The sequence below is a fragment of the Pseudomonas sp. ATCC 43928 genome, from assembly GCF_005938665.2.
GTDB lineage: Bacteria > Pseudomonadota > Gammaproteobacteria > Pseudomonadales > Pseudomonadaceae > Aquipseudomonas.
Window position 1 is genome coordinate 2665590 of the sequence record NZ_CP041753.1, and the last position, 26849, is coordinate 2692438.

Below are 26849 nucleotides of genomic sequence, written 5' to 3' on the forward strand. Positions count from 1 at the left end.
TCGACTCATCGATAGGCGGCTTAGTCATTTGATCGAAACAACGACCTTGCCTTTGGCTCGTCCCTGCTCGACATACTTCAACGCCTCTGCCGTTGATTCAAAGGGGAAGGCGCGGTCAATCACCGGTTTGATGATGCGGGCCTCGATGAGCGCGGTTATTTGTTGCAGTTGGGCGCCGTTGGCCCGCATGAATACAAACCTGTAGCTGACGTCTTGCTTGCGGGCCTTGCGCCGAATACCGAGGCTCAGCAGGCGCATGATTTGCTTCAATGGCCAGGACAAATCTTGCTCCTGTGCGAACTGCGCAGTGGGTGGCCCAGAGATGGAAATGAGCTGGCCACCTGGCTTGAGCACCTTGAGTGACTTCTCCAGGACATCGGCGCCGAGACTGTTCAACACTACGTCGTAGTCGTGCAAGACACTTTCGAAGTTCTGCTGTTTGTAGTCGATCACCAAATCGGCCCCCAATGCCTTCACCCATTCGACATTCGCAGTGCTGGTGGTTGTAGCGACAAACGCACCGAGGTGTTTGGCGAGCTGGATGGCGAGGGTGCCGACGCCGCCGGAGCCGGCGTGAATCAGCACTTTCTGACCCTTTTTCAGTTGGGCGGTTTCGACCAGCACTTGCCAGGCGGTCAGTGCAACCAAGGGGAGGGACGCGGCTTGTGCCATGCTGGTATTGGCAGGTTTCAGGGCGATCGCGTTCTCGTTCACGGCGATCAATTCGGCGAACGTGCCGATCCGCGCTTCCGGTGGGCGAGCGTACACTTCGTCTCCCGGTTTGAAGCGTGTCACCTTCGAGCCCACCTCAATCACGACGCCTGCCAGATCGTTACCCAGGATCAACGGAAATGAGTAGGGCAGGATCAGCTTGAATTCGCCTTTGCTGATCTTCGAATCCAGCACGTTGACACTGCTGGCGTGTACCTCGATCAAGGCGTCGTGGGCACCCACTGCGGGGGCGGGCGCTTCGCCAATCCGCCCGGGGTTCTTGCCATAGCGATCAATTAGAAATGCTTTCATCGTGGTGCAGCTCTTTTCGGTTGTAAGGAGGGTAGCCGGTGTGTTGCGGCGTTGCTGCGCCGTGTTGTCAGGCATCGAGGAACGCCTGCGCCTTGGCCACAAAGTCAACGTGGTGTTGGAAAATACCGCCGTGCCCGGCATCCTCATAAATCACCAGTTGTGCGTTGGGGATACGCTTTGCCAGTGCACTCGAGTTAACGCTGGGCACCATGATGTCGTTGTCGCCGTTGACGATCAGCGTCGGCGTCCGCAAGCGTCTGAGGTCTTGTGGCGCCTGTTTGCCCCACGCAGTGATGGCTTTCAACTGCCGCAGGAAAGCGCTGGGCGTCGGGCCTTTGTCGCGATTTTTTTTGCGTGCTTTCAGGCGTTGTAAATACTGCGAGGCGGATCGACGACCATTGGGCGTCGAAGTAAAGAACAGGTAGAACTTCGGATCGCGCCAGGTCAGCAAGCCTTTGAGCATCAATGGCCATGTCACCGAGCCGACCTTGTCGATACCGCTGCCGCCGGCTGGTCCGGTGCCGGTCAGAATCAAACGCCGCACCAAATCAGGCGCCTTCAGGGCGATGTCCTGAGCGACGAAGCCGCCGAGGGAGAAACCGAGCACATCAACGGTTTCCAACCCCAGCGCATGAATCAGCTGGATGGCATCGTCAGCCATTTCGCCGACGGTCAGTGGTGCGCTTCCGCCAGAGCCGCCGATGCCGCGATAGTCGGTGGTAATGACGCGTCTGGTTTGTGCAAGGCCATCGATGATCGCGGGGTCGAAGTTGTCCAGCACCGCGCCCCAATGGTTGAACAGTACGAGGGGCACACCGGTTGCTTGGCCGGTATCGCGATAGGCAAAGGGAATGCCGTTGACCGTGATCGACTGGTTCGTCGCGTTGATGAACGACGTCTGTGAACCCGAGGGCGTACTTGTCTGCGTTGAATTCATTGCTACTCCGGACAGTGGCCGGGTTCGATGCAGTGCCTTGCGCCTGCATCGAATCCGGCGCGGATACTCGCTACCAAAAGATCACGGTTGGGTCTGGTAGCGCTGGGCGACTGCAGACTGGCGGATTTGCCCCAGCAGGCCCTGACGTGCTCTCTGCAGCTCATCCCAGCGTTCCGCTTCGTGCAGCGGCGGGATGGTCACCGGTTCACGACGATCAAAACCGACTAGGGCGGCATCCACCAGATCGCCCACTTCCATGATTTCGCTCAAGGTGTTGATGTCGACGCCGGAGCGATCCCAGATCTCCGTGCGGGTGGCGGCGGGCAGCACGGCCTGCACGTAGACGCCCTGAGGCGAAAGTTCCAGGCTCAGGCCCTGGGAAAGGAACAGCACAAATGCCTTGGTCGCACCGTAGACTGTCATGCCGAACTCCGGCGCGAGACCTACCACCGAACCGATGTTGATGATCGCGCCGTCGCCTGCCTTGGCCAGGCGTGGGGCGATGGCGCTGGCGAGCCGCACCAGCGCCGTGGTGTTGAGGGCGACCAGTTGCGCAACGCTGTCGGTGCTCTGGTCGATGAAGTTACCGGACAGCGCGGCGCCGGCGTTATTGACGAGGATGCCGATGCGGGCGTCGTCGCGCAGGCGGCTTTCAACGGTTGTCAGATCGCTGAGTTGGGTCAGGTCCGCCGCAATGACATCGACGGCGACGTCGTGTTCGCTGCGCAAGCGCGCTGCAAGTGCATCCAGGCGCGCCTGATCGCGGGCGACCAGTACCAGATCGTGGCCGCGTTGCGCGAAGCGCTCGGCGTAGACCGCGCCAATGCCGGTGGAGGCGCCAGTGATGAGAACAGTAGGGCGAGTGCTCATGGGTTATCTCTCTTTCAGGATGTGAGAAACAGAAAGCGCGATCACTGATGGCTCAGCTTGCGATAGCGCTCGATTCAGCCAGCGTCGGGTAGTCGATGTAGCCAGCCGCACCGCCGCCATAGAGGGTGGCGGGATTGAACGCGGACAACGGCGCGCCACGTTTGAGGCGCTCCACCAGATCCGGATTGCCAATGAACGGGCGACCGAAGGCGATCAGGTCAGCCTGGTCTTCAGCGAGTTTCGAAGTCGCCAGGTCCAGGTCATAGCCGTTGTTGGCGATGTAGGTGTTTTTGAAGCGCTGGCGCAGGGCGCCGAAATCGAAGGGCGCCACGTCGCGCGGGCCACCGGTCGCGCCTTCGACCACGTGCAGATAAACCACGTCGAGGGCGTCGAGTTGTTCAACGACGTAATCGAATTGCGCCTGCGGATCGCTGCTGGATACGCCATTGGCCGGCGAAACCGGAGACAGGCGCACACCGGTGCGATCCGCGCCGATTTCATTAACGACCGCCGCCGTCACTTCGAGCAACAGGCGCGCACGATTCTCAATCGAACCGCCGTAAGCGTCGGTACGCAGATTGGCGCTGTCCTTGAGGAATTGATCCAGCAAATAGCCGTTTGCACCGTGAATCTCCACACCATCGAACCCGGCGGCGACCGCGTTTGCCGCGGCCTGGCGGAAATCGGAGACGATCCCCGGCAGTTCGCTGATGTCCAGTGCGCGCGGCTCGGAGACGTCTTCAAAACAGTTGTTGACGAACACTTTGGTGGCGGCGCGCAGTGCAGAAGGGGCCACAGGAGCGGCGCCGTTTTCTTGCAGATCAACATGCGACACGCGGCCGACATGCCACAGTTGCAGAAAGATTTTTCCGCCCTTGGCATGGACGGCATCGGTCACGGTGCGCCAGCCGTCTATCTGCTTCTGCGTGTAGATCCCGGGGGTGTCCTGATAGCCCTGGCCCTGTCGGGAAATCTGCGTGGCTTCGCTGATCAGCAGGCCGGCGCTGGCGCGTTGGCTGTAATAGGTGGCCGCGAACTCGCTGGGGACGAAGCCCTGGCCTGCGCGGTTACGTGTCAGCGGCGCAAGGACTACCCGGTTCGACAGCGTTAGGCTGCCAAGGGTGTAAGGGGTGAACAGATTCTGATTGGTCATCTGGTATTTCTTCCGTGCCCGTTGATGGAGATCGGTGTTGCGTGCAATTAGGATGATGATCGAAATCTAAACTGTCAACGGTTTTGATTATGACCAGCATCTATGTATGATTGGACGCATGATTTTCCGGTAAACACGAGGTATTGCACGTGAGAGTGACCAAGGCCCAGGCGCAGGCCAATCGAGAGCACATCGTTGAAACGGCCTCAGAGCTGTTCCGTGAGCGCGGCTTTGATGGCGTCGGTGTGGCGGATCTCATGGCGGCTGCCGGTTTCACCCATGGAGGCTTCTACAAGCACTTCGGGTCGAAGGCCGACCTGATGGCCGAAGCCTCGGCCTGCAGTCTTGCCAAATCGCTGACAGGCGCCCAAGCGCTCGATGTTCCGGGCTTCATCAACGTCTATGTGACCCGAGAACATCGGGACGGACGTGGCAGCGGTTGCACCATGGCCGCGTTGTGCAGCGACGCGGCGCGTCAATCGGATGATGTGAAAACGACATTTGCCGAAGGCATTGAACACACCCTGCAAACGCTGGGAGAGAAATATCCGACGGGACCGGATGCCGAGGCGGGAGAGGGGAGAAAGAAAATGATCGACCTGCTGTCTCGCGCTGTCGGCGCGATTATTTTGTCGCGTGCCTGTCCGGATGATTCTGCACTCGCGGATGAGATCCTTGAGGTTTGTCGCGCTGAAATGTTGGCTTCGTTGCCGGTCGATGAAGTTGAACCGGTGTTGAAGGAAGATTAATTCAAAGCGTGAACGGCCTATTCGCGCGATCAAAATACGCTACACGGTTTTTTTGACCCATTTGATTTGAGCGGGATTTGTAGAAAACCAGCTAAGAAATTTAGCTATATATTAGTTTTGCTATCCTCTTTGCGGTCAGTCATGCGTCGTCTGAATAAGGAAACTTCTATGACTACTGCACATGTTTTCATCGCCATCAGTCTAGATGGCTATATCGCCAGGTCCGACGGTGACATTGACTGGCTATTGCAGCGCGATGATCAGAGTGAGGATCACGGCTACCTGGGCTTCATCGCCGATAAGGATGCTATCGTGATGGGGAGGGGGAGCTATGAGAAAGTGCTGACCTTCGACACTTGGTTCTACGACCTGCCAGTAATCGTGTTGTCTCAACAGTTGGCCGATTCACAGGTGCCTAATGCGCTAGAGGGGAAAGTGCGTTTTTCCAACCTCACTCCTTCAGACCTACTGGCGGAACTGGCGAGGCAAGGTGTGCATCGAGTCTATGTCGATGGCGGGCAATTGGTGCAGTCATTCCTGCGTGACGGGTTAGTCGCCGATATGGTGATCACCACTGTTCCCGTGCTGATTGGGTCGGGAAGACCATTGTTCGGGGCCCTTACGCAGGACATTGAATTGAAGCTAGTAAATAGCCGGTGTTTTCCTTCCGGTCTAGTGCAGTCAACCTATCAGTTGGTTCCTTGATTTTCCGGAGGGAGGTCCGATCCAAAACGCTGGGCGCTCTGGTCGCCAAGATGGCCAAGGAGCATGCTACATTGCGGCCGTAGCGCCGGAGCTGGCAAAGCATGTTTTCAGCCATATCGACCAGCGCGCCGAATCCGATATGAACCTACTGACGCGTTTGGCACGTGAACTGGGCGCCGTGGCGAAGCCGGTCGACGGTCGCCTGGTAGTGGTGCCTAGGGGGGGGCTCAGACCGTCACCGGCGCGGCGCTGCCGACCGTCGTGATTTGTGATCCGGAAAACAGTAGCGGCCGGGTCACGATCCAAGAGCGCAACGACTATCAGTTGGTGGTCGCGTATTGGTTCAACGAAGCCGAGCAGCGCAAGGTGCCGGTAGTCACGGGCATAGTCGCCGGGGCGGTGTCGGTGTACGGCAATGCCCCGGACAATGCCGGTGAGGCCAACGAGGACGCCGACAGTCAGGCGGGTCCGCGCTACATCATCCGCAAGACACATACGGATCAGAAGAGCGCCCAGGAAGCTGCAACGGCGCAACTGAAGAAGCTGCAACGCGGCAAGTCGACCATGTCCATCACTCGGCCGCTGACGCCTGGAATGGTCGCCGAGGGGCGGATCGATGTGCACAACCATCGCGCCAGCGCGAACAGACTTTGGCAGGTCGAGTCGGTCATGCATGTCATTGGTTCGGGCGGGGTGTCATCGTCGGCGGCGGAATGTGTGACGCCAGCGTGAGGCCGTCGGGGGAGATCAAGGGACCTACTCGGCCACCGTACGCGGCCCCATGCCGCCCCGAGAAGGAGTTCCAACGCTTGTCTTAGCAGTTGATGGAGATCTTGCAGGCGCCGGTCTTGTAGTCAGGGTTGTCTTTGTGGCCGCAGCCCTGCAGCCCGAAGGGGGATCGGGTCGAGCCATGGCGTACCGGTGATGACCAGCTTGGTTAACGCCGTAGTCGGAATCTTTGCAAGCTCCGCTCGCTTGAGAAACCTCCCGAGTCACCTCGAAGAGCATAGAGGCTTGCCCTGTAGATGGCCGTTCTTCGAGAGCAACCAAAACTCCGGATTTTTTTATAGGCCCATTCCCAACCCCGAGACTTGGTCTTTTCGGCAGGTGTTAATTTCACTTCAGAGCCTCTAGCAGTGGAGTTTGCCGGGATCATAGCAATGTGCCTCTGTTAGAAAAGCGTCAAATAATAACCTTTCATGTATCAGGGTTAATACATATCCGGCGCTTGGTCTTTAGGAGGAAAAAACACGCTGATTACTCGGTTTTTTGGCTGGTGCGTAAGGGCAGGGGCAAACTAGGGGCTTGGGGTTCAGGTCGGCAGAACGCCTGGAAGGGAGGGCACTACTGTCGGAAAATGTACAACCTGGTGTCCCTCGTCCCGGTCTACCTTGTCGCGATCCAGCAACCCAGTGTAATGCGGGTTGTCGCCTTGATCTGCCGACCAAGTGTACTTGTACACCAAGTCACTCTTCGTGATTACAGCCATGTCCCTTCCTCGAGGTGACGGGCAGACAATTCTGCGCCATCTCGAAGTTCTAGCGGATGCAGAAAGTTTCGCAATGTCACCTCGTCATTCTCCTGCGGTGGCTTGCGCAAAACCTCCTCTGGAGGCCGCGTGTTTCCGTTTGCATAAGCACAAAAAATCGAATGTTTTGCCACTCTTAAAGGGGGTCATATTCGTTCTAAAACAATAGCTTAGGTCGTTACAGTCCCCGGCATGAGGTGCTAGGGGTCGAGTGTTCGAGTCACTCCGTCCCGACCATATTTCGTGAGGAGATCAAGCGCTTAGTGGCTTGGTCCCCTTTCTCGTTTCAGGTCTACGCAAAACTACCCAGTGATTTCGCTGATATTCAGATCCGGTATCGCCTCAGGCCGGACGATTTTCTCGTGGTCCCGCTGGTAGTTTTTGGTCATGCCCTCGCTCGCGTGCCCTGCGATCTTCTGTCCATCGTTTCCGGCGTTCTTCCACAGGTGCAGCGACAGCGCCCGCACTTCATGGAAGCTCGGCACCTCCTCCGTGCCAGAGCCGCTACATACGTCAACCCAATAGGCAGATGCATCGGCTAGCAAGTAGATGCTGTGGCGGGGGGGGGGGCGAGCAGCGCTTCCAGGTTTTTTCATCGCATGCGGTATGCCTGTTAGATAAGTCCTTCTCAATGTGTATTGTTTGGACGATGCAGTAGCCGCGATTTCTCACCGAGCGGAAAAGGTTATCTCCTCTAGCGGACCTCTTGAACTTCGCTTGTAGCCTGCTGAGGCACATCACCAGTCCCTTATAGTGGTCAAGGTTTTTGTTTAGTTTTTTGGCAATGGCATCATTACTTACTATCCGTTCTGTGCTGCTTATTAACAAGTCGAGTACTGCGTACTCCATCTTGGTTAGATTGATAGTTTTTTCATTGTTAGTAAGTAATCGCAGAGGCTCGACTAGCATCCATGCATTTGAACTTTGTGCGCGTATTGCGTTGAACATACTCTTTTCAACGGGGGCGTGCGCCTCGAAAGCGGAGGGTCGTCTGGAGGGGGGCGTATCGATATTCATCTAAGTGAGGATGTTTCTTTGGATGTATTGCTCTTCCGCTAGCTGGCTCGAAATAGAGAAATTCCTAGGTCAGCGGAGATGGCGCAGTGCAATGCAGAGTGTATTTCGGTTAAAACCGGCTAATTTCGGTGATGATACGTTTCAGCAATCGTAAAATCTTTAAAAAAGATCGAACGTACGTTGGTTTTGATAGGGAGGATTAAGGACATTCCAGCCAGTTGCGGGTGTCTTCGATTTCGTACGGATCCACGGTTTCGCCTCAGTATTTGAGGCGAGGTGGTAGCGGGGTAGCGATAAGATGCAGTGCTAATTCACTCCAGCGTCATCAGTACCGCGAGCGTCATCTTGATGAACTCTTCGTTCTTGTCGATGGTGTCCAAGGCGCCGCGCACGTTGTCGGCGACGTCGGCTGAGCCGCGGGCTTCGACCCAGTTGGAAAGCTCCATGATGGCGGCTTCGAGCGCGAGTTGGTTTTCGTTGATCTTGTACAGCAGGGAGGGGGACGGTCCGAATGTGGCATCGCAAATCCTCGGTTTTGAGGACAGCGTAGCACCACCTTACGTGAAGGATTTTTAACGATCAGCAGGACGCCGGAGGAGGGGGTTCAGCCGCTGAGTTCTGGAACACGTCCATAATAGTTATGGAACACATGCCGAGAGCCGAGATTTTCACCAAACCCCAGAAACGACAAAGCCCTGAAAAATCAGGGCTTTGTCGTATAAAGATGGCGGAGGCGATGGGATTCGAACTCATGGACCTGTTACAGTCGACGGTTTTCAAGACCGTTGCCTTAAACCACTCGGCCACACCTCCGTTTGCGTTGCGGGCGCCATAATACCTGAATGAAACACACTGTCAAACTCTCTGCATGGCTTGTTACAGAGCGTCTGTTATGATCTTTGCGACTGAACGTTTCAAACCAACAGGAGTGTCGCCATGCGCGAACAGGATTACGCAGTTAATAACAGCGTGCAGGCTGAGCAGCTAGAGGTTAGCCGCGTCCTGCGCAACACTTACGGCCTACTCGCCCTCACCCTCGCATTCAGCGGCGTGATGGCGTTTGTCGCACAGCAGATGCGTGTCGGTTACCCGAACGTCTTCGTGGTGCTGATCGGCTTCTACGGCCTTTTCTTCCTCACCAACAAACTCCGTGACTCGGCGTGGGGCCTGGTTTCTGCGTTCGCGCTGACCGGTTTCATGGGTTTCCTGCTCGGCCCGATCCTCAACCGTTACCTGGGCATGCAGGGCGGCGCGGAAGTGGTCAGCTCGGCCTTCGCGATGACCGCGCTGGTGTTCGGCGGCCTGTCGGCTTATGTGCTGATCACCCGTAAGGACATGAGCTTCCTGGGTGGTTTCATCACGGCCGGTTTCTTCGTGTTGCTGGGTGCGACGCTGGCGAGCTTCTTCTTCAAGATCAGTGGTCTGCAACTGGCGATCAGCGCAGGTTTCGTGCTGTTCTCCTCGGTCTGCATTCTGTTCCAGACCAGCGCCATCATTCACGGCGGCGAGCGCAACTACATCATGGCGACCATCAGCCTGTATGTATCGATCTACAACCTGTTCATCAGCTTGCTGCAGCTGTTCGGCATCATGGGCCGCGATGATTGATCGCCAGCCTTGAGTAAAAAACCCGCTTCGGCGGGTTTTTTATCGTCTGGGAATCGGGGTATCCACGTCTTTGCGAACCAAACAGCACTCACGCCATCGGTGGCAGCCGGCGTTTGATCGGGGTTTTCTTGACGATGGCGGTGTTGGTTTCGGCGTGGGTGTTGAGGCGGTCGAGGAGGGTGTCCAGTTGTTCCATCGAGCGCACATGCAGGCGGGCGATGAAGCAGTCGTCGCCGGTGACTTTGTCGCACTCGGTGAATTCGGGGATCGCCTGAATCTGCCGTTCCACTTCCTGCAACTGGCCCGGTAACGGGCGGATGCGGACGATGGCCTGGAGTTGATAGCCGAAGCATTTAGGGTCGATTTCGACGGTATAGCCCTTGAGTACGCCGCGTTCTTCGAGGCGGCGCAGGCGCTCGGCAACGCTGGGCGAGGACAGGCCGCTGATCTGTGCCAGGGCCTTGAGTGAGCGGCGGGAGTCTTCCATCAATGCGCTGATCAGCACTTGGTCGATGTCGTCGGTCATGGCGAATCCCCTGTTAGGCAATCGGCTGGATAAGCCTTGATAAAAAAGGCAGATACCGAGTTTAGCCTGCTTTTTGCGCTGGAGAAGCCCCTCGGCGGATTGGCATACTTTGGCCTCAAACACAGGAGGTTGATGATGGACAGAACACTACGTCGCGGCTCATTCGAGATGACCGCCGCCATGCTGATTTCCGGAACCATTGGCTGGTTCGTGCTGGTGTCCGGGCAACCGGTGCTGGACGTGGTGTTCTGGCGCTGTGTGTTCGGTGCCGCCACCTTGTTGCTGATTTGCGCGGCGTTCGGCTTTCTGCGCCCGGGCATTTTGACGTCCACCACTTTCGTGTTGGCCGTACTGAGTGGCGTGGCGATTGTCGGTAACTGGGTGCTGTTGTTCGCGTCCTATTCTCGCGCCTCGATTGCCATCGGCACGGCGGTTTATAACGTCCAGCCGTTCATGTTGGTGGGGCTGGCCGCGCTGTTTCTCGGGGAGAAAATCACCCTGCAAAAACTGTTCTGGCTGGGCATTTCGTTTCTCGGGATGCTGGCGATTGTCAGCGCACATGGCGAGCAAGGCGAGGGTGGCAACGATTACCTGATGGGGATCGCTCTGGCGCTGGGTGCTGCCTTCCTGTACGCGATTGCCGCATTGATCATCAAACGCCTGACCGGCACGCCACCGCATCTGATCGCGTTGATCCAGGTCTGCACCGGCGTGCTGTTGCTCGCGCCCTTTGCGCACTTCTCGGCGATGCCGCAAGCGCCCAGTGCCTGGGCCAGCCTGGTGACCCTGGGTATCGTGCATACCGGCTTGATGTATGTGCTGCTCTACGGAGCAATTCAAAAGCTACCGACCGCCCTGACCGGCGCGTTGTCGTTCATCTATCCGATTGCGGCGATTTTCGTGGACTGGTTTGCCTTCGGTCATCGCCTGGAGCCGCTGCAATGGATCGGTGTCGCCGCGATTCTGCTGGCCGCCGCCGGGATGCAACAGGGTTGGGGCCTGAAGCTTCGGCGGGTGGCTACACAATAAACGGCCTCTCAGATGTTCCAGCGCGGTGCGGTTTTCGCCAGACGCTGGCGCATCTCGCCGATGTTCGCGGCCAATTGTCGGGTCAGCAATCGGTAGCCATCCAGTGGACTGTAGACCGGCATATCAAGCGTAGAGTCCAATGGCGGTTCGGCTGGCCGGCTGAGCCGTTGTGAAGCGCCCGATTTCAATGCCCGGGCCATACCGATCAGTTGCACCCGGATCTGTCGGTGCTCGGTTTTCAATGACGATTGCAGGTGGGCCATTGCCTCAGAGTCATCGGCATTCGGCCGGCTATTGCCGAGGATTTCCAGGATGCTGACGCACATCCGCAGGTTGCGCTGAATCGCATCGAGTTCGGTCATGGAAACCCGCACCTCCTTGGACACAGAGGGCATCAGTGAGCGCAGTTGCACCATGACTGCGTTCAAGCGATTCATGAGCTTCAAGTGCTCGTCAGCGGCGACGGACTCGCCGTTGATGATACGGCCATAGATTGCCGCGCAGTCGCGCAACGCATCGGCCAAGTTGTAGCGCCAGGAGTACACCGCGTACAGCGGCAGGGCAAAGGAGAAAGCCAGTGCCAGGGCGATGCCGATCAGAATATCCACCCCGCGCCACAGGCCATCGGTGACCGGGTTGTCACCGTGCCCGGCAACGATAAACACGGTGATCGCCGACAGCAGCGCCGTATAACCACCCTTGCCGATGGCGTGGTACGAGAAAAACCCGCACACCACCGACATTGCGAAATAGGTCAGCCACGGCATCCCGAGCCAGGCCTGTTGCGCCACCAGCAACAAGCCGACACCGGCCCCGATCAAGGTGCCGATGGCTCGCTCGGCGGCTTTTTTGCCGATGTTACCGTGGTGCTGCAAACCGCCGATCACCACCAGCATGGTCACCGACGCCCATTCGCCATGGGGCAGATGGATGCCGGTGGTCAGCAGAATCGTCGCCAGCAACCCCAACGAAACCCGCACCGCATGGATCAGTTTGGCGTGGCGGTAGCGCCGGTACGGGTCCAGCAATGGACGCAGTATTCGGCGCAACAGCGGTGGCAGTCGAAGGCCTTTGATGATGCTCAGGTCTGGTGTCCTCAGAAAATTTTGGTGTCCTCAGAAAATATAGTCGGTGGTCAGGAAGCTCGAGTTCCGGCCGCTGATGATCTCGCTGAGAAGCTCTTTGCTGCTTTCCTGGAACTTGGTCGCCACCAGGGTCCGGATCGAAAATACCCGCAGCGCATCATGCACCGACAACGTGCCCTCGGCGGAGTTCTTGCGGCCGTTGAACGGGTAGGTGTCCGGGCCGCGTTGGCACTGGGCGTTGAGGTTGATCCGGCCGACCTGGTTGGCGAAGGTGTCCACCAGCCTGCCGACCGCCACCGGGTTGGTGCCGAAGATGCTCAGTTGCTGGCCGAAGTCGGATTCCAGGACGTAATCGATCACGGTGTCCAGATGACGGTAAGGCACGATCGGCACGACCGGGCCAAACTGTTCTTCCTGATAGACGCGCATCTGCGGTGTCACCGGGTACAACACGGCCGGGTAGAAGAACGATGCCCGGGACTCACCACCATTGGGGTTGACCACGGCGGCGCCTTTGCTGACCGAGTCCGCCACCAGCGAATGCAGATAATCGACTTTGCTCGCCTCCGGCAGCGGTGTCAGGGCCACGCCGCTGTCCCACGGCATACCGGGTTTCAGTGAGGCGAGCCTGGCGTTGAATTTCTCAATGAACGCCTCGACCACGTCTTCATGGACGAAGAGGATTTTCAGCGCGGTGCAGCGCTGACCGTTGAATGACAGGGAGCCGGTAACGGCTTCGCTGACCGCGTTGTCCAGATCCACCTCAGGCAACACGATGCCGGGGTTCTTCGCATCCAGGCCCAGTGCCGCACGCAAGCGGTGAGGCCTTGGGTGGAGTTTTTTCAGGTCGCTGGCGGCCTTGTTGGTGCCGATAAACGCAAAGATATCGATCTTGCCGCTGGCCATCAGTGCGCTGACGGTCTCGCGGCCACTGCCGTAAATGACGTTGATCACCCCGGCCGGGAAGCTGTCGCGAAAGGCTTCCAGCAGCGGACGAATCAACAGCACCCCAAGCTTGGCCGGCTTGAACACCACGGTGTTGCCCATGATCAGCGCCGGAATCAGCGTGGTGAAGGTCTCGTTCAGCGGATAGTTGTAAGGCCCCATGCACAACGCCACGCCCAGCGGAACGCGTCGGATCTGGCCGAGGGTGTCCTGTTCCAGTTCGAAGCGGCTGGAGCGGCGGTCGAGTTCCTTGAGGGCGTTGATGGTGTCGACGATGTAGTCGCAGGTGCGGTCGAACTCTTTCTCCGAATCCTTGAGGTTCTTGCCGATCTCCCACATCAGCAACTTGACCACCGCCTCGCGCTGTTCGCGCATGCGACCGAGGAAGGTCTCGACATGCTGGATACGCTCGGCCACGCGCATGGTCGGCCACAAACCCTGGCCCCGGTCATAGGCACGGACAGCCGCGTCGAGCGCGGTCAGGGCGGTGTCGGCATCGAGGAGCGGCGTGCTGCCGAGGATCACTTGTTCGTCGCCATTCGCGCCGCTCAGGTACACCGGGCTGCGCACCTGGGCGAGGGGGCCGGACCAGGTTTTCAGTTCACCGTCGACCAGGTATTCGCGCTGTTCGGTCTGGCCGTTGAGGCGATACTTTTCCGGGATGCCGTCGGCGGTGGGAAACAGGTTGCCAAGGATCGATGCTGTGGTCATGTCGCTACCCCGTCTGGATTGGGTGATGCACTGATGAATCGTTTTAGCAGACCTCGGCCTGGCTTGTCATGATTCATCTTAGGGTTTTTTGGGCTCGGCGTTGTGGATCGCGAATCTGTCGGCTCATCCGCTCATGAAAGCCGATCTTTTCCCCTTGAGAACACACAAGTAACGATCCCCCGGTTAAACTTCGCGCTCTTTCTCAAAGGAGTTCATATGAGTTACTACCAGCCGGGCATCCTCGCCACCCCAGTTCCGCCTCAAGCTCGTCATATGTTCTTCGCCCTCGAATCCGCCGAGGCACTGCCGGCAGCGCTGGATAACCTGACGCGCCTGGTGGACGGAAAATCGGCGGTGGTCGGTTTCGGCGAGTCCCTGGTCAAGGCGCTGCACGCGCAGATCGACGGCTTGCGCGCCTTTCCTGCGCTGGTCGGTGTCGGCGTCGACAACCCGTCGACCCAACACGCGCTCTGGTGCTGGTTGCACGGTGTTGACCGTGGCGAACTGCTCAATCGCAGCCACGCGATCGAAGCCGCGCTGGCACCGGCCCTGCGTCTGGTGCAGATGAACGAAACCTTCCGCCACATGACTGGCCATGACCTGACCGGTTACGAAGACGGCACCGAAAACCCTCACGACGAAGCCGCTGTCGCCGCCGCGCTGCTGGGCAAGGGCGCTGAGGGGCTGGTCGGTGGCAGCTTCGCCGCGATCCAGCAATGGCAGCATGACTTGAAAGGCTTCCACGCGATGCCGTCCCACGAGAAGGACAACATCATGGGCCGGCGCCTGAGCGACAACGAAGAACTCGACGACGCGCCGATCTCTGCCCACGTCAAACGCACCGCCCAGGAAAGCTTCGCACCGGAAGCCTTCGTGGTCCGTCGCTCGATGCCGTGGATCGAAGGCGATCGCGCCGGCCTGATGTTCCTGGCATTCGGTTTTTCCCTCGATGCATTCGAAGCCCAACTGCGACGCATGAGCGGTCTGGAGGACGGCATCACCGACGGTTTGTACCGCATCAGCCGACCGATCACTGGCGGCTACTACTGGTGCCCGCCGCTCAAGGACGGTCGCCTCGACCTGCGCGCATTGCGTGTCGGCTAAATAGCGGATCGCGTACACCTGTAGGAGCGAGGCTTGCCCGCGAAGGCGGTGTGTCAGGTAAAACGCTTTCGCGGGCAAGCCTCGCTCCTACAAAAAACCATCAAAAGGATTTGCTGACACTCGCCACCAGGGTCGCGCTGCACACATCGTCGAACCCCCAGTTACTGATGCATTGGCTTTTCGACAAATCGGTATCGATGTAACTCAACCCTAGCAGCACCCCGGCCACTTCGCGGGTCAGCTTCGCCTCCCACTCGTGGTAAGCCTCCTCGCCATGCCCCGAGGCCGAATACAGGCGCGGGTCTTTGAAGTCCATTTCGCCGTAGCGCAGTTTCAGCCCCAGCCCATAGGGCAACTCGGTTTCGTAGCCAACGTAGCGGTACAACGTGCTCTGTTTGCTGTCGATGCCCGGTGCATCGGCAGAGTAATAGGCCGCGAGTTTCACGCCATAGACGTCGAGAATCCCGTAGACCTCGCTCTGATTGAACTGGCTCTCTTTTGGATACGCGTATTTGAGATAGCCGACATCCAGGCTGATGGCGTCGGTCGCCTGCCACAGCCAACCACCGTAGTAGTCGACTTCCTGGCGGGTTTTCAGGCCACCGCCGAAATCGACGTTCGAACTCCAGGCGCCCAGGTACAGGCCGCTGCTGTGGGCCAGGGTCACACCGGCTTGCACGGCGGGGTCGTTCTGGGTTTGCGAGATGCCGCGAGTGCGATAGTCGCTGGCCAGGGTCAGGTCGACCAGCACGGTGAAGTCGTCATTCAAGGGCAGGGCCTGGCTGCCCAGGGGCAACAGGCTGAAGGATGCGAGGGCGAACAGGGTGAACGCTTTCATGGTGCAGTGCCTTTGTTGTGATTGTTATGGGCAGATTTGAGACAACGCTGCTCCAGACCCCAGCGATGAACGCGGAGTTGGGCTGCGTGTACAGGCGATTTTTCTCAGAGTGTCGGGGCGTAGACTTCGCGACCGGCGAACCAGGTTTGCAGCACTTGGGTGTCGTGCAGGGCTTTCTCATCGACGCTGAACACGTCGCGGTCCAGCACGATGAAATCGGCTTGCTTGCCGGGGCTCAACGAGCCGATTTGCTTCTCTAGACCGATAGTGCGGGCGGCGTTGAGGGTGTAGGTGTAGAACATCGTTTCCCGGTCGATGCGTTCGTCGGCGTTCAACACACCCAACGGGCCGTTTCGGGTGATCGCCTGGGCGATGGCGTTCCATGGATTGGGTGAAGACACCGGCCAGTCGCTGGCTCCGGCGATCGTCGCGCCCTGTTTGAGCAGCGAGTGCGCCGGGTACTGATAGCGGAAGGCGAGGGCGCTGACGTAAGGCTTGATCATGTCCAGGGTGTAATCGTCGGCGGAGGCCCAGAGCAACTGCATGGAGGCGATGACGTTGAGCGGTTTGAACCGCGCAAACTCTTTCGGGTTGACCATTTGCAAGTGGGTGATCGAGTGAGTCACGCCGCTCTGGCGATCCTTGCGCGCCTGGGCGATGCCGTTCAGGGATTCTCGTACCGCGCGGTCGCCGATGGCGTGGATGTGCACCCGCCAGCCGCGTTGATCGATGGCACTGACCAGTTCGCCGAAGTGCTTCGGATCGATCAGCAACTCGCCCTGTTTTTGCGAGTTGGTGTAAGGATCGATCATCGCCGCGCTCTGGGCCGGGTATTCGATCACGCCGTCGGCAAAAATCTTGATACCGGGCAGGGTCAGGTTGGGGATGCCCTGGAATTGCTGGCGGACCTTGTCCAGCGTGTCGAGATCGGCCGGTACGCTTTTCGGATTGGCCACCAGCAGGGCCGCGACGTGGGCGGTCATGCCACCACTTTGCGACAGCGCTTTGTACACCGGCAGTACGCCGACGGTTTTCTCTGTGGGTTTAAGGGCAAACACCGGCTCGCCGGGGGCGGCGTTGGCAGCGGGGTCCATCCAGGCCGTAATGCCCAGGCTGTTGTTGTAGCGCACGGCGGTTTGCGCGGCGCGCAGCATGTCGGCGGCACTGGGCGCGGGCATTTTTAACGCAACCCGATCCCAACCGGCGTCCACCAGAAAACCGTTGGGGCTACCGTCGACAAGCTTGCCAATGGTGTCGAGTTCGGCGGCCGGCAGGTTTTGCAGCAGGGCGGCGTCGATGCCCGCGCGTTCGAGCATGACGTTGTTGGCCCAGGCGGTGTGGTGGTCGCTGCCGGTGAACACCACAGGCACCTTGGCCCATTCGCCGCTGTTGAATTTTTTGCCGAGGGCCTCGGCCTGGGCCCAATACGCCGAACTCATGCCGGCCACGCTTAGCACATCGCCGTGTTTCGCCTTGCCGTCATCACGCCATCCGCGCAGGCGTTTTTCCAGCTCATTGAGGTCGACCACCTCATCTTCCATATTGGCCGAGGCCATTTCCAGGCCGCCGAAAATCGCGTGGGAATGGCTGTCGATCAGGCCGGGCATCAACGTCTTGCCGCCGAGGTCGATCACTTTCGTTTGCGATTCAATCAAGGCTTTTATCTGTGCATCGCTGCCAACTTGCAGCACTTTGCCGTCCTGCACCGCCAGGGCCTGCACCTTGGGCTGGTTGCGGTCGGCGGTGAATATCTTGCCGTTGAGCAGCACCAGATCGGTCGCTGCCATGGCTTCCATCGAGGCAAAAGCCACAGCGGCCATCAATAGATTCGGGAGGAATCTTTTCATTGAATGTTTCCTTGTTATTGCGTCTGATGGCCAGATTAGTGGCTGCTTATGCTCAACAGAACGCCTCACTCACGAAAAACGTTTTTGCCGGAATGGAAAAAGAATGGACAAGTTGGGTGCGTTGAAAATGTTCGTGGTCACGGCGCAACTGGGCAGTTTCAGCCGCGCCGCCGAGCAACTGGGCAAGACCCCGTCGGCCCTGACCAAAGCGGTCAATCACCTGGAGGCCGAGCTCGGTGCCCGGCTATTCGAGCGCAGCACCCGGCGGATTCTGCTGACGGAAGTGGGGCGGCTCTACCTGGAAACCGCGCGTCAGGTGTTGCAGCGGCTGGACGAGGCCGGTGAGGAAATCGAGCAGTTGCAGCATGGCCTGCGCGGCAATCTGAAAATCACCGCGCCACTGGCCTATGGGCATGCCTTTCTCGATCAGGTGTGTGGCGGTTTTCTGGAGCAGTATCCGCAGATCAATCTGCAAGTGGACCTGTGCGATGAGTTCGTCAATCTGCTGGAAAGCGGCTACGACCTGGCCCTGCGCGAAGGCCATGACGACCTGCCGGGGCTGATCGCCCGCGTCGTTGGCAGCAATCGTCTGGCGTTGTGTGGCAGCCCGGCCTATCTGGCGCGCAAGGCGTTGCCGGTCACCGCGCAAACCCTCGATGAGCACGAATGGTTGCTGTATCGCCATCCCTTGCTCAGCCGCGAATTCTGGTGGGCCGAGCGCGATGGGCAGCGCTTGAGCCTGTCGCAACCCCAGGCGCCACGGCTGCGCAGCGACAATTACGACTTGCTGCTGGCCAATGCGCTGGCCGGACGCGGGTTGTTGCACACGCCGCTATGGAGCGCTGCGCCGTATCTGGCCGACGGTCGACTGGTGCGGGTGATGGCGGACTACGACATCGATCCCGACAGCTTTGGCCCGCACATTCTGGCGGTGTACCCGAGCCATCGGCGAGCGACCGCCAAAGTCGTGGCTTTTATCGATTACATCGCCGGGTTTCTGGCCTCTCGCGGGCTGAGCTGACTGGCGGTCCTTGCCAGGAAAAAGCCGAAAGAGTACAAATGTACTCCATGACGACTTTAACTCCCCGCCGTACCGCCATCCTGACCTTCATCCGCGATCGCATCGCCGAACACGGTCAGCCCCCGAGCCTCGCTGAGATCAGCGAGGCCTTTGGCTTCGCCTCCCGTAGCGTGGCGCGCAAGCACGTGCTGGCGCTGACCGAAGCCGGTTTCATCGAGGTCAATCCGCATCAGGCGCGCGGCATCCGCCTGTTGAACCAGCCGCTGCGGCCCGAGCTGCTGGACGTTCCGGTACTCGGTCGAGTGGCGGCCGGCGCACCGATCGGTGCCGATGCCGAGGTCCACAGCCGCTTGCTGCTCGATCCGTCGATCTTCTCGCGGGTGCCGGATTACCTGCTGCGGGTCCAGGGTGATTCGATGATCGAGGACGGCATTCTCGATGGCGATCTGGTGGGCGTGCGGCGCAATCCCGAGGCGGTCAACGGCCAGATCGTGGTGGCGCGGCTCGACGGCGAAGTCACCATCAAGCGTTTCGAGCGGGTCGGCGATACCGTTCGCCTGTTGCCGCGCAATCCGGCTTACCAGCCGATCATTGTTCGAGCCGATCAGGAGCTGGCCATCGAAGGCGTGTTCTGTGGTCTGGTGAGGCAAGGGTGATGGGCGCCGTCGTTGCGCTGGATACGCTGTTCAATGGCGGCCAGGTCTGGAAGGGCCGACCTGCGCCACCGGCCGTCAGCCCGCAACCCACGGGGCATGCGGCGCTGGATGCGGCGTTGCCGAGCGGTGGCTGGCCGGAAGCGGCGCTGAGCGAAATCCTCCTGGCCGGGCAGGGCGTGGGTGAGTTGCAACTGGTGTGGCCGACGCTGGCACGGCTGTCGGCGGCGGGCGAGCGCATCGTGCTGGTGGCGCCGCCCTACGTGCCGTATCCCCAGGCCTGGCAGAACGCCGGGGTCGATCTGCGCCAGTTGTCGATCATCCAGGCCAGCGAGCGCGATGCGCTGTGGGCGGCGGAACAATGCCTGCGTTCGGGCAGTTGCGGGGCGGTGTTGTGCTGGCCGCACAAGGCCGATGACCGGGCGTTGCGACGTTTGCAGGTGGCGGCCGAAACCGGGCAGACCCTGGCGTTCGCCTATCGCTCGCTCAGTGAAGCCATCAACCCGTCGCCAGCGGCCCTGCGCATCGCCATCGACGCCAAGCCTGCTCAGTTGCGGGTGCTCAAGTGCCGGGGCGGGCTGGCCCGTTCGGCGCCGATTGCCTTTGCCGTGGGGCATTGAGGTTGCCATGCGCTGGGTGTGCATTGTCTTCCCGCAATTGGCGCTGGACGCGGTACTGCGTCAGCGCCCCGACCCCGATGAGCCGTTGGCGCTGCTGACCGGCCCGGCCCAGCGGCGGGTGCTGCAGGCAGTCAACGGTGCGGCACGGGCGCTGGGTTTGCGACCCGGTCAGTCGATGACGGCCGCACAGGCCCTGAGCAAAGGGTTCGTCACCGCCGAATACGATGCCGCCGAAATCGAACATTGGCAGCAGTTCCTGGCCGCCTGGGCCTATCGGTTCAGCTCCCAGGTCAGCGTGCATTACCCGCGTGCCGTGGTGTTTGAAATCGAATCCAGCCTGGGCTTGTTCGGGCCCTGGCCGCAGTTCGAGGCGCGGCTGCGCGCCGAGCTCGCTGAGCTGGGGTTTCGCCATCGGATTGTCGCCGCGCCAAATCCGGTGGCGGCGCGGGTGCTGGCCAACGTTTATGACGGTCTGGTGGTGCCGGACAATCAAGCCTTGCAGCATCACCTCGGGCAACTGCCCGTCGATCGCATTGCCCTGGAGCCCAGCGTTGCTACGGCGTTATCGCGCATGGGGCTGCGCACCTTGAGTCAGGTGCAGGCGCTGCCCCGGCATAGTCTGGCCCGGCGTTTCGAGGCCCAGGTGCTCAAGCATCTGGACAGCCTGTTCGGTGAGCGGCGGCTGGCACTGGCGTTTTACCTGCCGCCGGACCGTTTCGATGTGCGCATCGAACTCAATTTCGATGTGCAATCCCATCAGGCATTGTTGTTTCCTTTAAGACGATTGACCGGCGATCTGTCGGCGTTCCTCTGCGGCCGGGACAGCGGCGTGCAACGTTTCGACTTGCACCTGGAACACGCCGGCTTGCCGGACACCGTGATCAAGGTCGGCCTGCTCAGCGCCGAGCGCGATCCGGCGATGCTGTTCGAACTGGCCCGAGGGCGGCTGGAACAGGTTCAGGTCGAAGCCCCGGTGCGCGGTTTTCGTCTGCGCGCCGAAGATCTGCCGGCCTTCGTGCCCCAGCGTCAGGAGCTGTTCGACGACCGTCCGCAGCAGTCCTTGCCCTGGGAGCAACTGCGTGAACGCTTGCGCGCACGGCTGGGGGATGACGCGGTGCAGGGCTTGCGCTTCCAGGCCGATCACCGGCCGGAATGCGCGTGGCAGACCACTGTCGACAGCCAGGCCTGCGAGGGGCTGCCTGCCGTGCAACGTCCAGGCTGGTTGCTGACTGAACCGCAGGCGGTACACGAAAGCTCGACGCGCATCCTCATGGGGCCGGAGCGCATCGAGTCCGGCTGGTGGGACGGCGACGACGTGCGCCGCGATTACTACCTGATCGAAACCCGTTCCGGTCAGCAGGGCTGGGCCTATCGGGCGGTGGGCGAAGACGGTCCGTTGTGGCTGCAAGGCTGGTTCGCATGAGCGTCGACTATGCCGAGCTGCACTGCCTGTCGAACTTCAGTTTCCAGCGCGGTGCCTCCAGTGCGCTTGAGCTTTTTCAACGGGCGAAAAAGCAGGGCTATCAAGCGCTGGCAATCACCGACGAATGCACGCTGGCGGGTATCGTCCGTGCCTGGCAGGCGGCCAAGACCGTGGAGCTGCCGCTGATCATCGGCAGCGAAATACGTATCGAAAATGGCCCGAAACTGGTGCTGCTGGTGGAAAGCCTCGAAGGTTATCAAGCCCTGTGCCGACTGATTACCCGCGCCAGACGCCGCACGCAGAAAGGCCAGTATCAGGTGCTGCGGGAGGATTTCAGCGAGCCGTTGCCGGGGCTGTTGGCGTTGTGGGCGCCGGACGCCGTCGATGATTTTGCGCAGGGCCATTGGCTGAAGCAGAGCTTCGCCGAGCGCCTGTGGCTGAGCGTTCAGTTACATCGCGGGCAGGACGACACCCGGCGACTGGCAGCACTGCTGACCCTGGCGCGGGAACTGCGGATCCCGGCGGTGGCCAGCGGCGATGTGCATATGCACGCCCGCGGCCGGCGCGCCTTGCAGGACACCATGACCGCAATCCGCCATCACGTTCCCGTGGCCGAGGCCGGGTTGCGTCTGCACCCCAATGGCGAACGGCATTTGCGCAGCCTCGACGACTTGCGCGATCTCTACCCGCAAGCGCTGCTCGACGAGACGCTGAACATCGCCCGGCGCTGTACTTTCGACCTCGGTCAGTTGCGTTATCAATATCCCCGGGAACTGGTGCCCGAGGGGCACACGGCCACGTCCTGGCTGCGGGTGCTGGCAGAAAAGGGGATTCGCTGGCGCTGGGAAAAAAGCCCCAAGGCCGAGGTGTTGGCGCAGATCGACAAGGAACTGGAGCTGATTGCCGAGCTGGGGTACGAGAGTTATTTCCTCACGGTTCACGACATTGTGAATTTCGCCCGCCAGCAACACATCCTTTGCCAGGGCCGCGGTTCTGCCGCCAACTCGGCGGTGTGCTTCGTGCTGGGGATCACGGAGATCGACCCGGAACGCAGCACGCTGCTGTTCGAGCGTTTTCTCTCCAGGGAACGCAACGAACCGCCGGACATCGACGTGGATTTCGAGCACGAGCGGCGCGAAGAAGTCCTGCAGTATGTGTTTCAGCGTTATGGCCGGGCCCGTGCGGCGCTGACGGCGGTGGTCAGCACTTACCACGGTGCCGGCGCAATCCGCGACGTGGCCAAGGCGTTGGGTTTGCCGCCGGATCAGGTCAACGCCCTGGCCGACTGTTGCGGCCACTGGAGTAATCAGGCGCCGCCCGTCGAGCGCCTGCGTGAAGGTGGTTTCGACCCCGATAGCCCGGTGTTGCGTCGAGTGCTGAGCCTGACCCAGCAACTGATCGGTTTTCCCCGGCACCTGTCCCAGCACCCCGGCGGTTTCGTGATTTCCGAGCAGCCTCTGGACAGCCTGGTGCCGGTGGAAAACGCCGCCATGGCCGAGCGCACCATCATCCAGTGGGATAAGGACGATCTGGATGCGGTCGGGCTGCTCAAGGTCGATATTCTGGCGCTGGGCATGCTCAGCGCGATTCGCCGTTGTTTCGATCTGCTGCGTCGGCACCGGGGCCGCGACCTGAGCCTGGCGACGGTGCCGGCCGAAGACCCGCAAACCTACGAGATGATTGGCCATGCGGACACCATCGGGGTGTTCCAGATCGAGTCCCGGGCGCAGATGTCGATGCTGCCCAGGCTCAAGCCCAAGAACTTCTACGATCTGGTGATCGAGGTGGCGATCGTTCGTCCGGGGCCGATTCAGGGCGGGATGGTGCATCCCTACCTGCGGCGGCGTAAGGGCGAAGAAGAGGTGAAATACCCGTCGAAAGAACTTGAAGCGGTGCTGAAACGTACGCTGGGCGTGCCGCTGTTTCAGGAGCAGGTGATGCAGATCGCGATTGTCGCCGCCGACTACAGCCCCGGCGAGGCTGATCAGTTACGCCGCTCCATGGCGGCCTGGAAACGCCACGGCGGACTGGAACCGCACAAGGAACGCCTGGCGGACGGAATGAAGAAAAACGGCTACACGGCGGAGTTCGCCGCGCAGATCTTCGAGCAGATCAAAGGCTTCGGCGATTACGGTTTTCCCGAATCCCACGCCGCCAGTTTCGCCTTGCTGACCTACGCCAGTTGCTGGTTGAAATGCCACGAGCCGGCGGCTTTCGCCTGTGCGCTGATCAACAGCTGGCCGATGGGGTTCTACAGCCCGGACCAGATTCTCCAGGACGCCCGCCGCCATCATTTGCAGATTCGCCCGGTGGACGTGCGGGCCAGTGACTGGGATTGCAGCCTGGAACCGATCACCGGTGCGCAGCCGGCGATACGCATGGGGCTGCGGATGATCAAGGGCTTTCGCGAAGACGATGCCCGGCGCATCGAGATAGCAAGGTCGAAAGGGGCGTTTGCCGACATCGCCGACCTCGGCGAGCGGGCACGACTCGATGCTCGCGCCCAGGAGCAACTGGCCGATGCCGGTGCGCTGCGCGGGCTGGCCGGTGACCGGCATCGGGCGCGCTGGGAGGTGGCGGGGGTGCAGAAGCAGCTCGGTTTGTTTGCCGGTCTGCCGAGTCAGGAAGAGCCGGCGGTGGAGCTGCCTAAACCCACCGTGGGCGAGGACCTGCAAGCCGATTACGCCAGTGTCGGCACCACCCTCGGCCCGCATCCGCTGGCGTTGCTGCGGGGGGAGCTCAAGGCCCGACGCTGTCGCAGCTCCAGGGAACTGCTGATGGTCGAGCATGGGCGTCCGGTCAGCGTCGCCGGGCTGGTCACCGGTCGGCAGCGTCCGGGAACCGCCAGCGGTGTGACCTTCGTGACGCTTGAAGACGAATTCGGCAACGTCAACGTGGTGGTCTGGCGCGACCTGGCCGAACGGCAACGGCAGGTATTGGTCGGCTCGCAATTGCTCAAGGTCGACGGGCGCTGGGAACAGGTGGGCGAGGTGCGGCACCTGATTGCCGGACGCTTGAGCGACCTGAGTTCATTGCTCGACGGTATCCATGTGCGCAGTCGGGATTTCCACTGAGCCTTGGTGGTGGATATGTCACCTGTGCAGGAGCAGCTTGTCGCAGGGGCCGGTCGAGAATCAGCTATACCTCAATGAAACCATTGGCGTCGGCAGTGCTCGAAACAAACGGGCAGGCACCGTCTCCTCATGCTGTTGCACTGCCTGAAAACATGTCATTCACAAGACATAGGCCAGTCGATGCAGTTTCTAGACAATAGCCACGGTTGTACCGGCTGGAGCGGCGAAATGGCCGAACGCATTCGCGCGTTCGACTGGAGCCTGACCGAACTCGGACGCATCGACACCTGGCCCGGAAGTCTGTGCAGCGCGGTGCAGTTACTGCTCGCTTCACCGCTGCCGATGGTGATGCTGTGGGGCCGCCCCGGTTACATGATCTATAACGACGCCTACTCAAGATTTGCCGGTGGCCGCCATCCTTACCTGCTGGGCTCCCCGGTGGAGTTGGGCTGGCCGGAGGTCGCCGAATTCAATCGGCAAGTGGTGGACACCTGCCTTGCGGGCGGCACCTTGTCCTATCACAACAAAGCCCTGGTATTGCTGCGCGACGGCGTTCCCGAAGACGTCTGGATGGACCTTTACTACAGCCCTGTCTCCAATGATGAAGGGTGTCCCGCCGGGGTCATGGCAATGGTGGTCGAAACCACTGACCATGTGATTTCCGAACGCCGACGCCAAGAAGCCGAAAACGCCTATCGTGCCGATAATGAAAGGGTTCGCCTGGCCCTCAATGCCGGGGCTTTGCTCGGCTCGTTTGTCTGGGACATCAAGGCTGATGTGCTATCGGGCGACGAGCGATTCGCCCGCACGTTTTCCTATCCGCCAGGCCAGGACCTGGCCAACCTGCCACCGGCCATCGCCCAAATGCAGATCCATCCCGATGATCGCAGCTGGGCCCGGGAGCGGATGAATCAGTCGGTGGAAACCGGCGTGCCCTATAACGCCGAATATCGGGTCCTGCGTCCCGATGGCAGTTACCTGTGGGTGCTCGCCAGCGGGTGTTGCGAGTTCAATGAGCAAGGTGAAGCGTTGCGCTTTCCAGGGGTGTTGATCGACATCCACGAACGCAAGATTGCCGAAGAGTCCTTGCTCAAGTTCACCCGCAACCTGGAGCAACGAGTCGCTGAAGAAGTCGAGGCGCGGCTGGCGGCCGAAGAGCAACTGCGTCAATCACAGAAGCTCGAAGCCATTGGTGGTCTCACCGGCGGGGTGGCCCATGACTTCAACAACCTGTTGCAGGTGATCGCCGGCAACCTGCACTTGCTGGCGCGTCATGAGCCGGATAACGCCAACGTGCAGCGCCGGGTCGGCGCCTCAATTGCCGCAGTCGAGCGCGGGGCCAAATTGTCTTCGCAATTACTCGCCTTTGCCCGACGTCAGCCGTTGTCACCGGCCGTATGCGACCCACGGCAGATCTTCGAAGACCTCGGGGAATTATTGCAGCGCGCGCTGGGAGAGACGATCCAGATCAAGGTGTCCGCACCTGACGATCCATGGCACTTCTACGTGGACTGCAATCAACTGGAAAACGCCATTCTCAACCTTGCGATCAACGCCCGAGATGCCATGAACGGCGAGGGGACCATTGCCCTTAGCGCAGAGAACATCGTCCTCGACCGCAAGTTTTGCGCCGGCAAGGGCATCGTCGCTGGCGATTATGTCTGCCTGACGGTGGCTGACTCGGGCGTCGGCATGCCGCCGCAAGTGCTTGCACAGGCCTTCGAGCCGTTTTTCACCACCAAGGCTGATGGTCAAGGCACCGGCCTGGGTTTGAGTATGGTGTTCGGGTTCGTCAAACAGAGCGGCGGGCATATCGAGATTTCCAGCGTCGTCGGGCGGGGCACTCGGGTGCAGCTGTATTTCCCTCGCAGCTTGCGCCCGTTGCCTGACGAAACAATGCGCCATGCTCCGCAGCACCGGGGCGGGCATGAAACCATTCTGGTGGTCGAGGACAACGAAGCGGTGCGCAGTTCGGCCGTGGACTTGTTGTGCGAAGAGGGCTATCAGGTCCTGACCGCGGCCAACGGTGACCTGGCGATGCAGATGTTGCTCGACGGCGCGACAGTGGACCTGATCTTTACCGACGTGGTCATGCCCGGCTTGATCAAAAGCTCGGACCTGGCCGCCTGGGCCAAGGTGCAAAACCCTCCGGTGGCGGTGTTGTTTACCTCCGGACACACCCGCGACATCATTTCGCGCGATCACCAACTCAGCTCTGACACTTATCTGCTGAGCAAACCTTATGGTCCCGAGGCGCTGACACGAATGGTTCGTACGGTACTCGGTGGTTGATTCAAGGGGGGCTTTCCAGGCGCTCGGGCAAGGGGGTATCACGTTTGCGACAGGACGACGAACGGACGCCGCTGGTCTGATAGACGGTCGA

22 protein-coding genes, 1 tRNA gene and 2 pseudogenes are annotated in these 26849 nt (G+C 60.2%); 12 read left to right on the forward strand and 13 right to left on the reverse strand.

Features of this window, described 5'->3' with window-relative positions; all coding sequences use genetic code 11:
- Positions 1–24: 24 nt before the first annotated feature.
- The 4 genes from FFH90_RS12375 to FFH90_RS12390 form a co-directional block, all read right to left on the reverse strand.
- Complete coding sequence (locus FFH90_RS12375; protein WP_138867252.1) at positions 25–1023, reverse strand: NADP-dependent oxidoreductase; 999 nt, start codon at positions 1021–1023, stop codon at positions 25–27.
- 67 nt (positions 1024–1090) lie between these two features.
- Positions 1091–1960: an alpha/beta fold hydrolase gene (locus FFH90_RS12380; protein ID WP_138867253.1), complete on the reverse strand. Its 870-nt coding sequence runs from the start codon at positions 1958–1960 to the stop codon at positions 1091–1093.
- A gap of 81 nt (positions 1961–2041) precedes the next feature.
- Positions 2042–2830, reverse strand: coding sequence for an SDR family oxidoreductase (locus FFH90_RS12385; RefSeq protein WP_138867254.1), 789 nt, complete (start codon positions 2828–2830; stop codon positions 2042–2044).
- Between the two features lie 52 nt (positions 2831–2882).
- The gene (locus FFH90_RS12390; RefSeq protein WP_138867255.1) at positions 2883–3983 is read right to left on the reverse strand and encodes an alkene reductase; all 1101 of its coding nucleotides are present in this window, start codon (positions 3981–3983) and stop codon (positions 2883–2885) included.
- Between the two features lie 149 nt (positions 3984–4132).
- Between FFH90_RS12390 and FFH90_RS12395 the strand changes: the two genes are divergently transcribed.
- The 3 genes from FFH90_RS12395 (at position 4133) to FFH90_RS12405 (ending at position 6169) form a co-directional block, all read left to right on the forward strand.
- Positions 4133–4732 (forward strand): TetR/AcrR family transcriptional regulator, encoded by a 600-nt coding sequence (locus tag FFH90_RS12395; protein ID WP_026331592.1) that lies wholly within the window; start codon positions 4133–4135, stop codon positions 4730–4732.
- A 168-nt stretch (positions 4733–4900) separates the two neighbouring features.
- Positions 4901–5437: a dihydrofolate reductase family protein gene (locus FFH90_RS12400; RefSeq protein ID WP_018927610.1), complete on the forward strand. Its 537-nt coding sequence runs from the start codon at positions 4901–4903 to the stop codon at positions 5435–5437.
- Between the two features lie 261 nt (positions 5438–5698).
- Positions 5699–6169 carry a hypothetical protein gene (locus FFH90_RS12405; RefSeq protein WP_138867256.1) on the forward strand — a complete coding sequence of 157 codons (471 nt, stop codon included), beginning with the start codon at positions 5699–5701 and terminating at the stop codon, positions 6167–6169.
- Between the two features lie 1098 nt (positions 6170–7267).
- On the opposite strand, the pseudogene FFH90_RS30290 reads toward FFH90_RS12405, so the two are convergent.
- The 4 genes and pseudogenes from FFH90_RS30290 to FFH90_RS12430 form a co-directional block, all read right to left on the reverse strand.
- Positions 7268–7456 (reverse strand): annotated as a pseudogene (locus FFH90_RS30290) (integrase); the annotation flags it as partial.
- 22 nt (positions 7457–7478) lie between these two features.
- Entirely contained in the window at positions 7479–7982 is a 504-nt protein-coding gene (locus FFH90_RS30645; RefSeq protein WP_138867257.1) for a winged helix-turn-helix domain-containing protein, read from the reverse strand.
- A 311-nt stretch (positions 7983–8293) separates the two neighbouring features.
- Positions 8294–8502 (reverse strand): annotated as a pseudogene (locus FFH90_RS12425) (hypothetical protein).
- 205 nt (positions 8503–8707) lie between these two features.
- Positions 8708–8795, reverse strand: a tRNA-Ser gene (locus tag FFH90_RS12430).
- Positions 8796–8918: 123 nt separating this feature from the next.
- On the opposite strand from FFH90_RS12430, the gene FFH90_RS12435 reads away from it, so the two are divergent.
- The gene (locus tag FFH90_RS12435) at positions 8919–9590 is read left to right on the forward strand and encodes a Bax inhibitor-1/YccA family protein (RefSeq protein WP_018927616.1); all 672 of its coding nucleotides are present in this window, start codon (positions 8919–8921) and stop codon (positions 9588–9590) included.
- A gap of 88 nt (positions 9591–9678) precedes the next feature.
- On the opposite strand, the gene FFH90_RS12440 is transcribed toward FFH90_RS12435, so the two are convergent.
- Entirely contained in the window at positions 9679–10116 is a 438-nt protein-coding gene (locus FFH90_RS12440; protein WP_007941786.1) for an Lrp/AsnC family transcriptional regulator, read from the reverse strand.
- 135 nt (positions 10117–10251) lie between these two features.
- On the opposite strand from FFH90_RS12440, the gene FFH90_RS12445 reads away from it, so the two are divergent.
- Positions 10252–11145: a DMT family transporter gene (locus FFH90_RS12445; protein ID WP_019649207.1), complete on the forward strand. Its 894-nt coding sequence runs from the start codon at positions 10252–10254 to the stop codon at positions 11143–11145.
- An 8-nt stretch (positions 11146–11153) separates the two neighbouring features.
- On the opposite strand, the gene FFH90_RS12450 is transcribed toward FFH90_RS12445, so the two are convergent.
- Both FFH90_RS12450 and FFH90_RS12455 read right to left on the reverse strand, forming a co-directional pair.
- On the reverse strand, positions 11154–12173 hold the full coding sequence (locus FFH90_RS12450) for an FUSC family protein (protein ID WP_138867679.1): 1020 nt from the start codon (positions 12171–12173) through the stop codon (positions 11154–11156).
- An 87-nt stretch (positions 12174–12260) separates the two neighbouring features.
- Complete coding sequence (locus tag FFH90_RS12455; protein WP_086946267.1) at positions 12261–13886, reverse strand: NADP-dependent glyceraldehyde-3-phosphate dehydrogenase; 1626 nt, start codon at positions 13884–13886, stop codon at positions 12261–12263.
- A 216-nt stretch (positions 13887–14102) separates the two neighbouring features.
- Here FFH90_RS12455 and FFH90_RS12460 point away from each other — a divergent pair, with 216 nt between their 5' ends.
- Positions 14103–14990 (forward strand): Dyp-type peroxidase, encoded by an 888-nt coding sequence (locus FFH90_RS12460; protein WP_064617076.1) that lies wholly within the window; start codon positions 14103–14105, stop codon positions 14988–14990.
- A 100-nt stretch (positions 14991–15090) separates the two neighbouring features.
- Here the strand turns inward: FFH90_RS12460 and FFH90_RS12465 are convergent, their stop codons facing one another.
- A complete protein-coding gene (locus FFH90_RS12465; protein ID WP_138867258.1) occupies positions 15091–15828 on the reverse strand; it encodes a TorF family putative porin in 738 nt (245 codons plus the stop codon).
- 104 nt (positions 15829–15932) lie between these two features.
- The gene (locus FFH90_RS12470; RefSeq protein ID WP_138867259.1) at positions 15933–17675 is read right to left on the reverse strand and encodes an amidohydrolase; all 1743 of its coding nucleotides are present in this window, start codon (positions 17673–17675) and stop codon (positions 15933–15935) included.
- Between the two features lie 103 nt (positions 17676–17778).
- Here FFH90_RS12470 and FFH90_RS12475 point away from each other — a divergent pair, with 103 nt between their 5' ends.
- The 6 genes from FFH90_RS12475 to FFH90_RS12500 all read left to right on the forward strand — a co-directional run bounded on the left by FFH90_RS12475 (position 17779) and on the right by FFH90_RS12500 (position 26758).
- Positions 17779–18696 carry a LysR family transcriptional regulator gene (locus FFH90_RS12475; protein WP_138867260.1) on the forward strand — a complete coding sequence of 306 codons (918 nt, stop codon included), beginning with the start codon at positions 17779–17781 and terminating at the stop codon, positions 18694–18696.
- Positions 18697–18734: 38 nt separating this feature from the next.
- The gene (gene lexA / locus FFH90_RS12480; protein WP_138867261.1) at positions 18735–19352 is read left to right on the forward strand and encodes a transcriptional repressor LexA; all 618 of its coding nucleotides are present in this window, start codon (positions 18735–18737) and stop codon (positions 19350–19352) included.
- On the forward strand, positions 19352–19969 hold the full coding sequence (imuA, locus tag FFH90_RS12485; RefSeq protein WP_019578465.1) for a translesion DNA synthesis-associated protein ImuA: 618 nt from the start codon (positions 19352–19354) through the stop codon (positions 19967–19969). The genes lexA and imuA overlap by 1 nt, the downstream gene beginning before the upstream one ends.
- A gap of 7 nt (positions 19970–19976) precedes the next feature.
- Positions 19977–21392: a DNA polymerase Y family protein gene (locus FFH90_RS12490; RefSeq protein ID WP_018927626.1), complete on the forward strand. Its 1416-nt coding sequence runs from the start codon at positions 19977–19979 to the stop codon at positions 21390–21392.
- Positions 21368–24466: an error-prone DNA polymerase gene (locus tag FFH90_RS12495; RefSeq protein ID WP_218573883.1), complete on the forward strand. Its 3099-nt coding sequence runs from the start codon at positions 21368–21370 to the stop codon at positions 24464–24466. Before FFH90_RS12490 ends, FFH90_RS12495 begins: the two co-directional genes overlap by 25 nt.
- Positions 24467–24646: 180 nt before the next feature.
- Positions 24647–26758 (forward strand): PAS domain-containing sensor histidine kinase, encoded by a 2112-nt coding sequence (locus FFH90_RS12500; RefSeq protein ID WP_138867263.1) that lies wholly within the window; start codon positions 24647–24649, stop codon positions 26756–26758.
- The last annotated feature ends 91 nt before the right edge of the window (positions 26759–26849 follow it).

Excerpts from the sequence above, each read along its gene's own strand:
- FFH90_RS12400 (WP_018927610.1), top strand. The coding sequence starts at position 4,901 with ATGACTACTGCACATGTTTTCATCGCCATCAGTCTAGATGGCTATATC.
- FFH90_RS12500 (WP_138867263.1), top strand. The coding sequence starts at position 24,647 with ATGCAGTTTCTAGACAATAGCCACGGTTGTACCGGCTGGAGCGGCGAA.
- FFH90_RS12385 (WP_138867254.1), bottom strand. The coding sequence starts at position 2,830 with ATGAGCACTCGCCCTACTGTTCTCATCACTGGCGCCTCCACCGGCATT.
- imuA (WP_019578465.1), top strand. The coding sequence starts at position 19,352 with ATGGGCGCCGTCGTTGCGCTGGATACGCTGTTCAATGGCGGCCAGGTC.
- FFH90_RS30645 (WP_138867257.1), bottom strand. The coding sequence starts at position 7,982 with ATGAATATCGATACGCCCCCCTCCAGACGACCCTCCGCTTTCGAGGCG.
- lexA (WP_138867261.1), top strand. The coding sequence starts at position 18,735 with ATGTACTCCATGACGACTTTAACTCCCCGCCGTACCGCCATCCTGACC.
- FFH90_RS12390 (WP_138867255.1), bottom strand. The coding sequence starts at position 3,983 with ATGACCAATCAGAATCTGTTCACCCCTTACACCCTTGGCAGCCTAACG.
- FFH90_RS12490 (WP_018927626.1), top strand. The coding sequence starts at position 19,977 with ATGCGCTGGGTGTGCATTGTCTTCCCGCAATTGGCGCTGGACGCGGTA.
- FFH90_RS12465 (WP_138867258.1), bottom strand. The coding sequence starts at position 15,828 with ATGAAAGCGTTCACCCTGTTCGCCCTCGCATCCTTCAGCCTGTTGCCC.
- FFH90_RS12475 (WP_138867260.1), top strand. The coding sequence starts at position 17,779 with ATGGACAAGTTGGGTGCGTTGAAAATGTTCGTGGTCACGGCGCAACTG.
- FFH90_RS12380 (WP_138867253.1), bottom strand. The coding sequence starts at position 1,960 with ATGAATTCAACGCAGACAAGTACGCCCTCGGGTTCACAGACGTCGTTC.
- FFH90_RS12440 (WP_007941786.1), bottom strand. The coding sequence starts at position 10,116 with ATGACCGACGACATCGACCAAGTGCTGATCAGCGCATTGATGGAAGAC.
- FFH90_RS12455 (WP_086946267.1), bottom strand. The coding sequence starts at position 13,886 with ATGACCACAGCATCGATCCTTGGCAACCTGTTTCCCACCGCCGACGGC.
- FFH90_RS12460 (WP_064617076.1), top strand. The coding sequence starts at position 14,103 with ATGAGTTACTACCAGCCGGGCATCCTCGCCACCCCAGTTCCGCCTCAA.
- FFH90_RS12445 (WP_019649207.1), top strand. The coding sequence starts at position 10,252 with ATGGACAGAACACTACGTCGCGGCTCATTCGAGATGACCGCCGCCATG.
- FFH90_RS12375 (WP_138867252.1), bottom strand. The coding sequence starts at position 1,023 with ATGAAAGCATTTCTAATTGATCGCTATGGCAAGAACCCCGGGCGGATT.
- FFH90_RS12435 (WP_018927616.1), top strand. The coding sequence starts at position 8,919 with ATGCGCGAACAGGATTACGCAGTTAATAACAGCGTGCAGGCTGAGCAG.
- FFH90_RS12470 (WP_138867259.1), bottom strand. The coding sequence starts at position 17,675 with ATGAAAAGATTCCTCCCGAATCTATTGATGGCCGCTGTGGCTTTTGCC.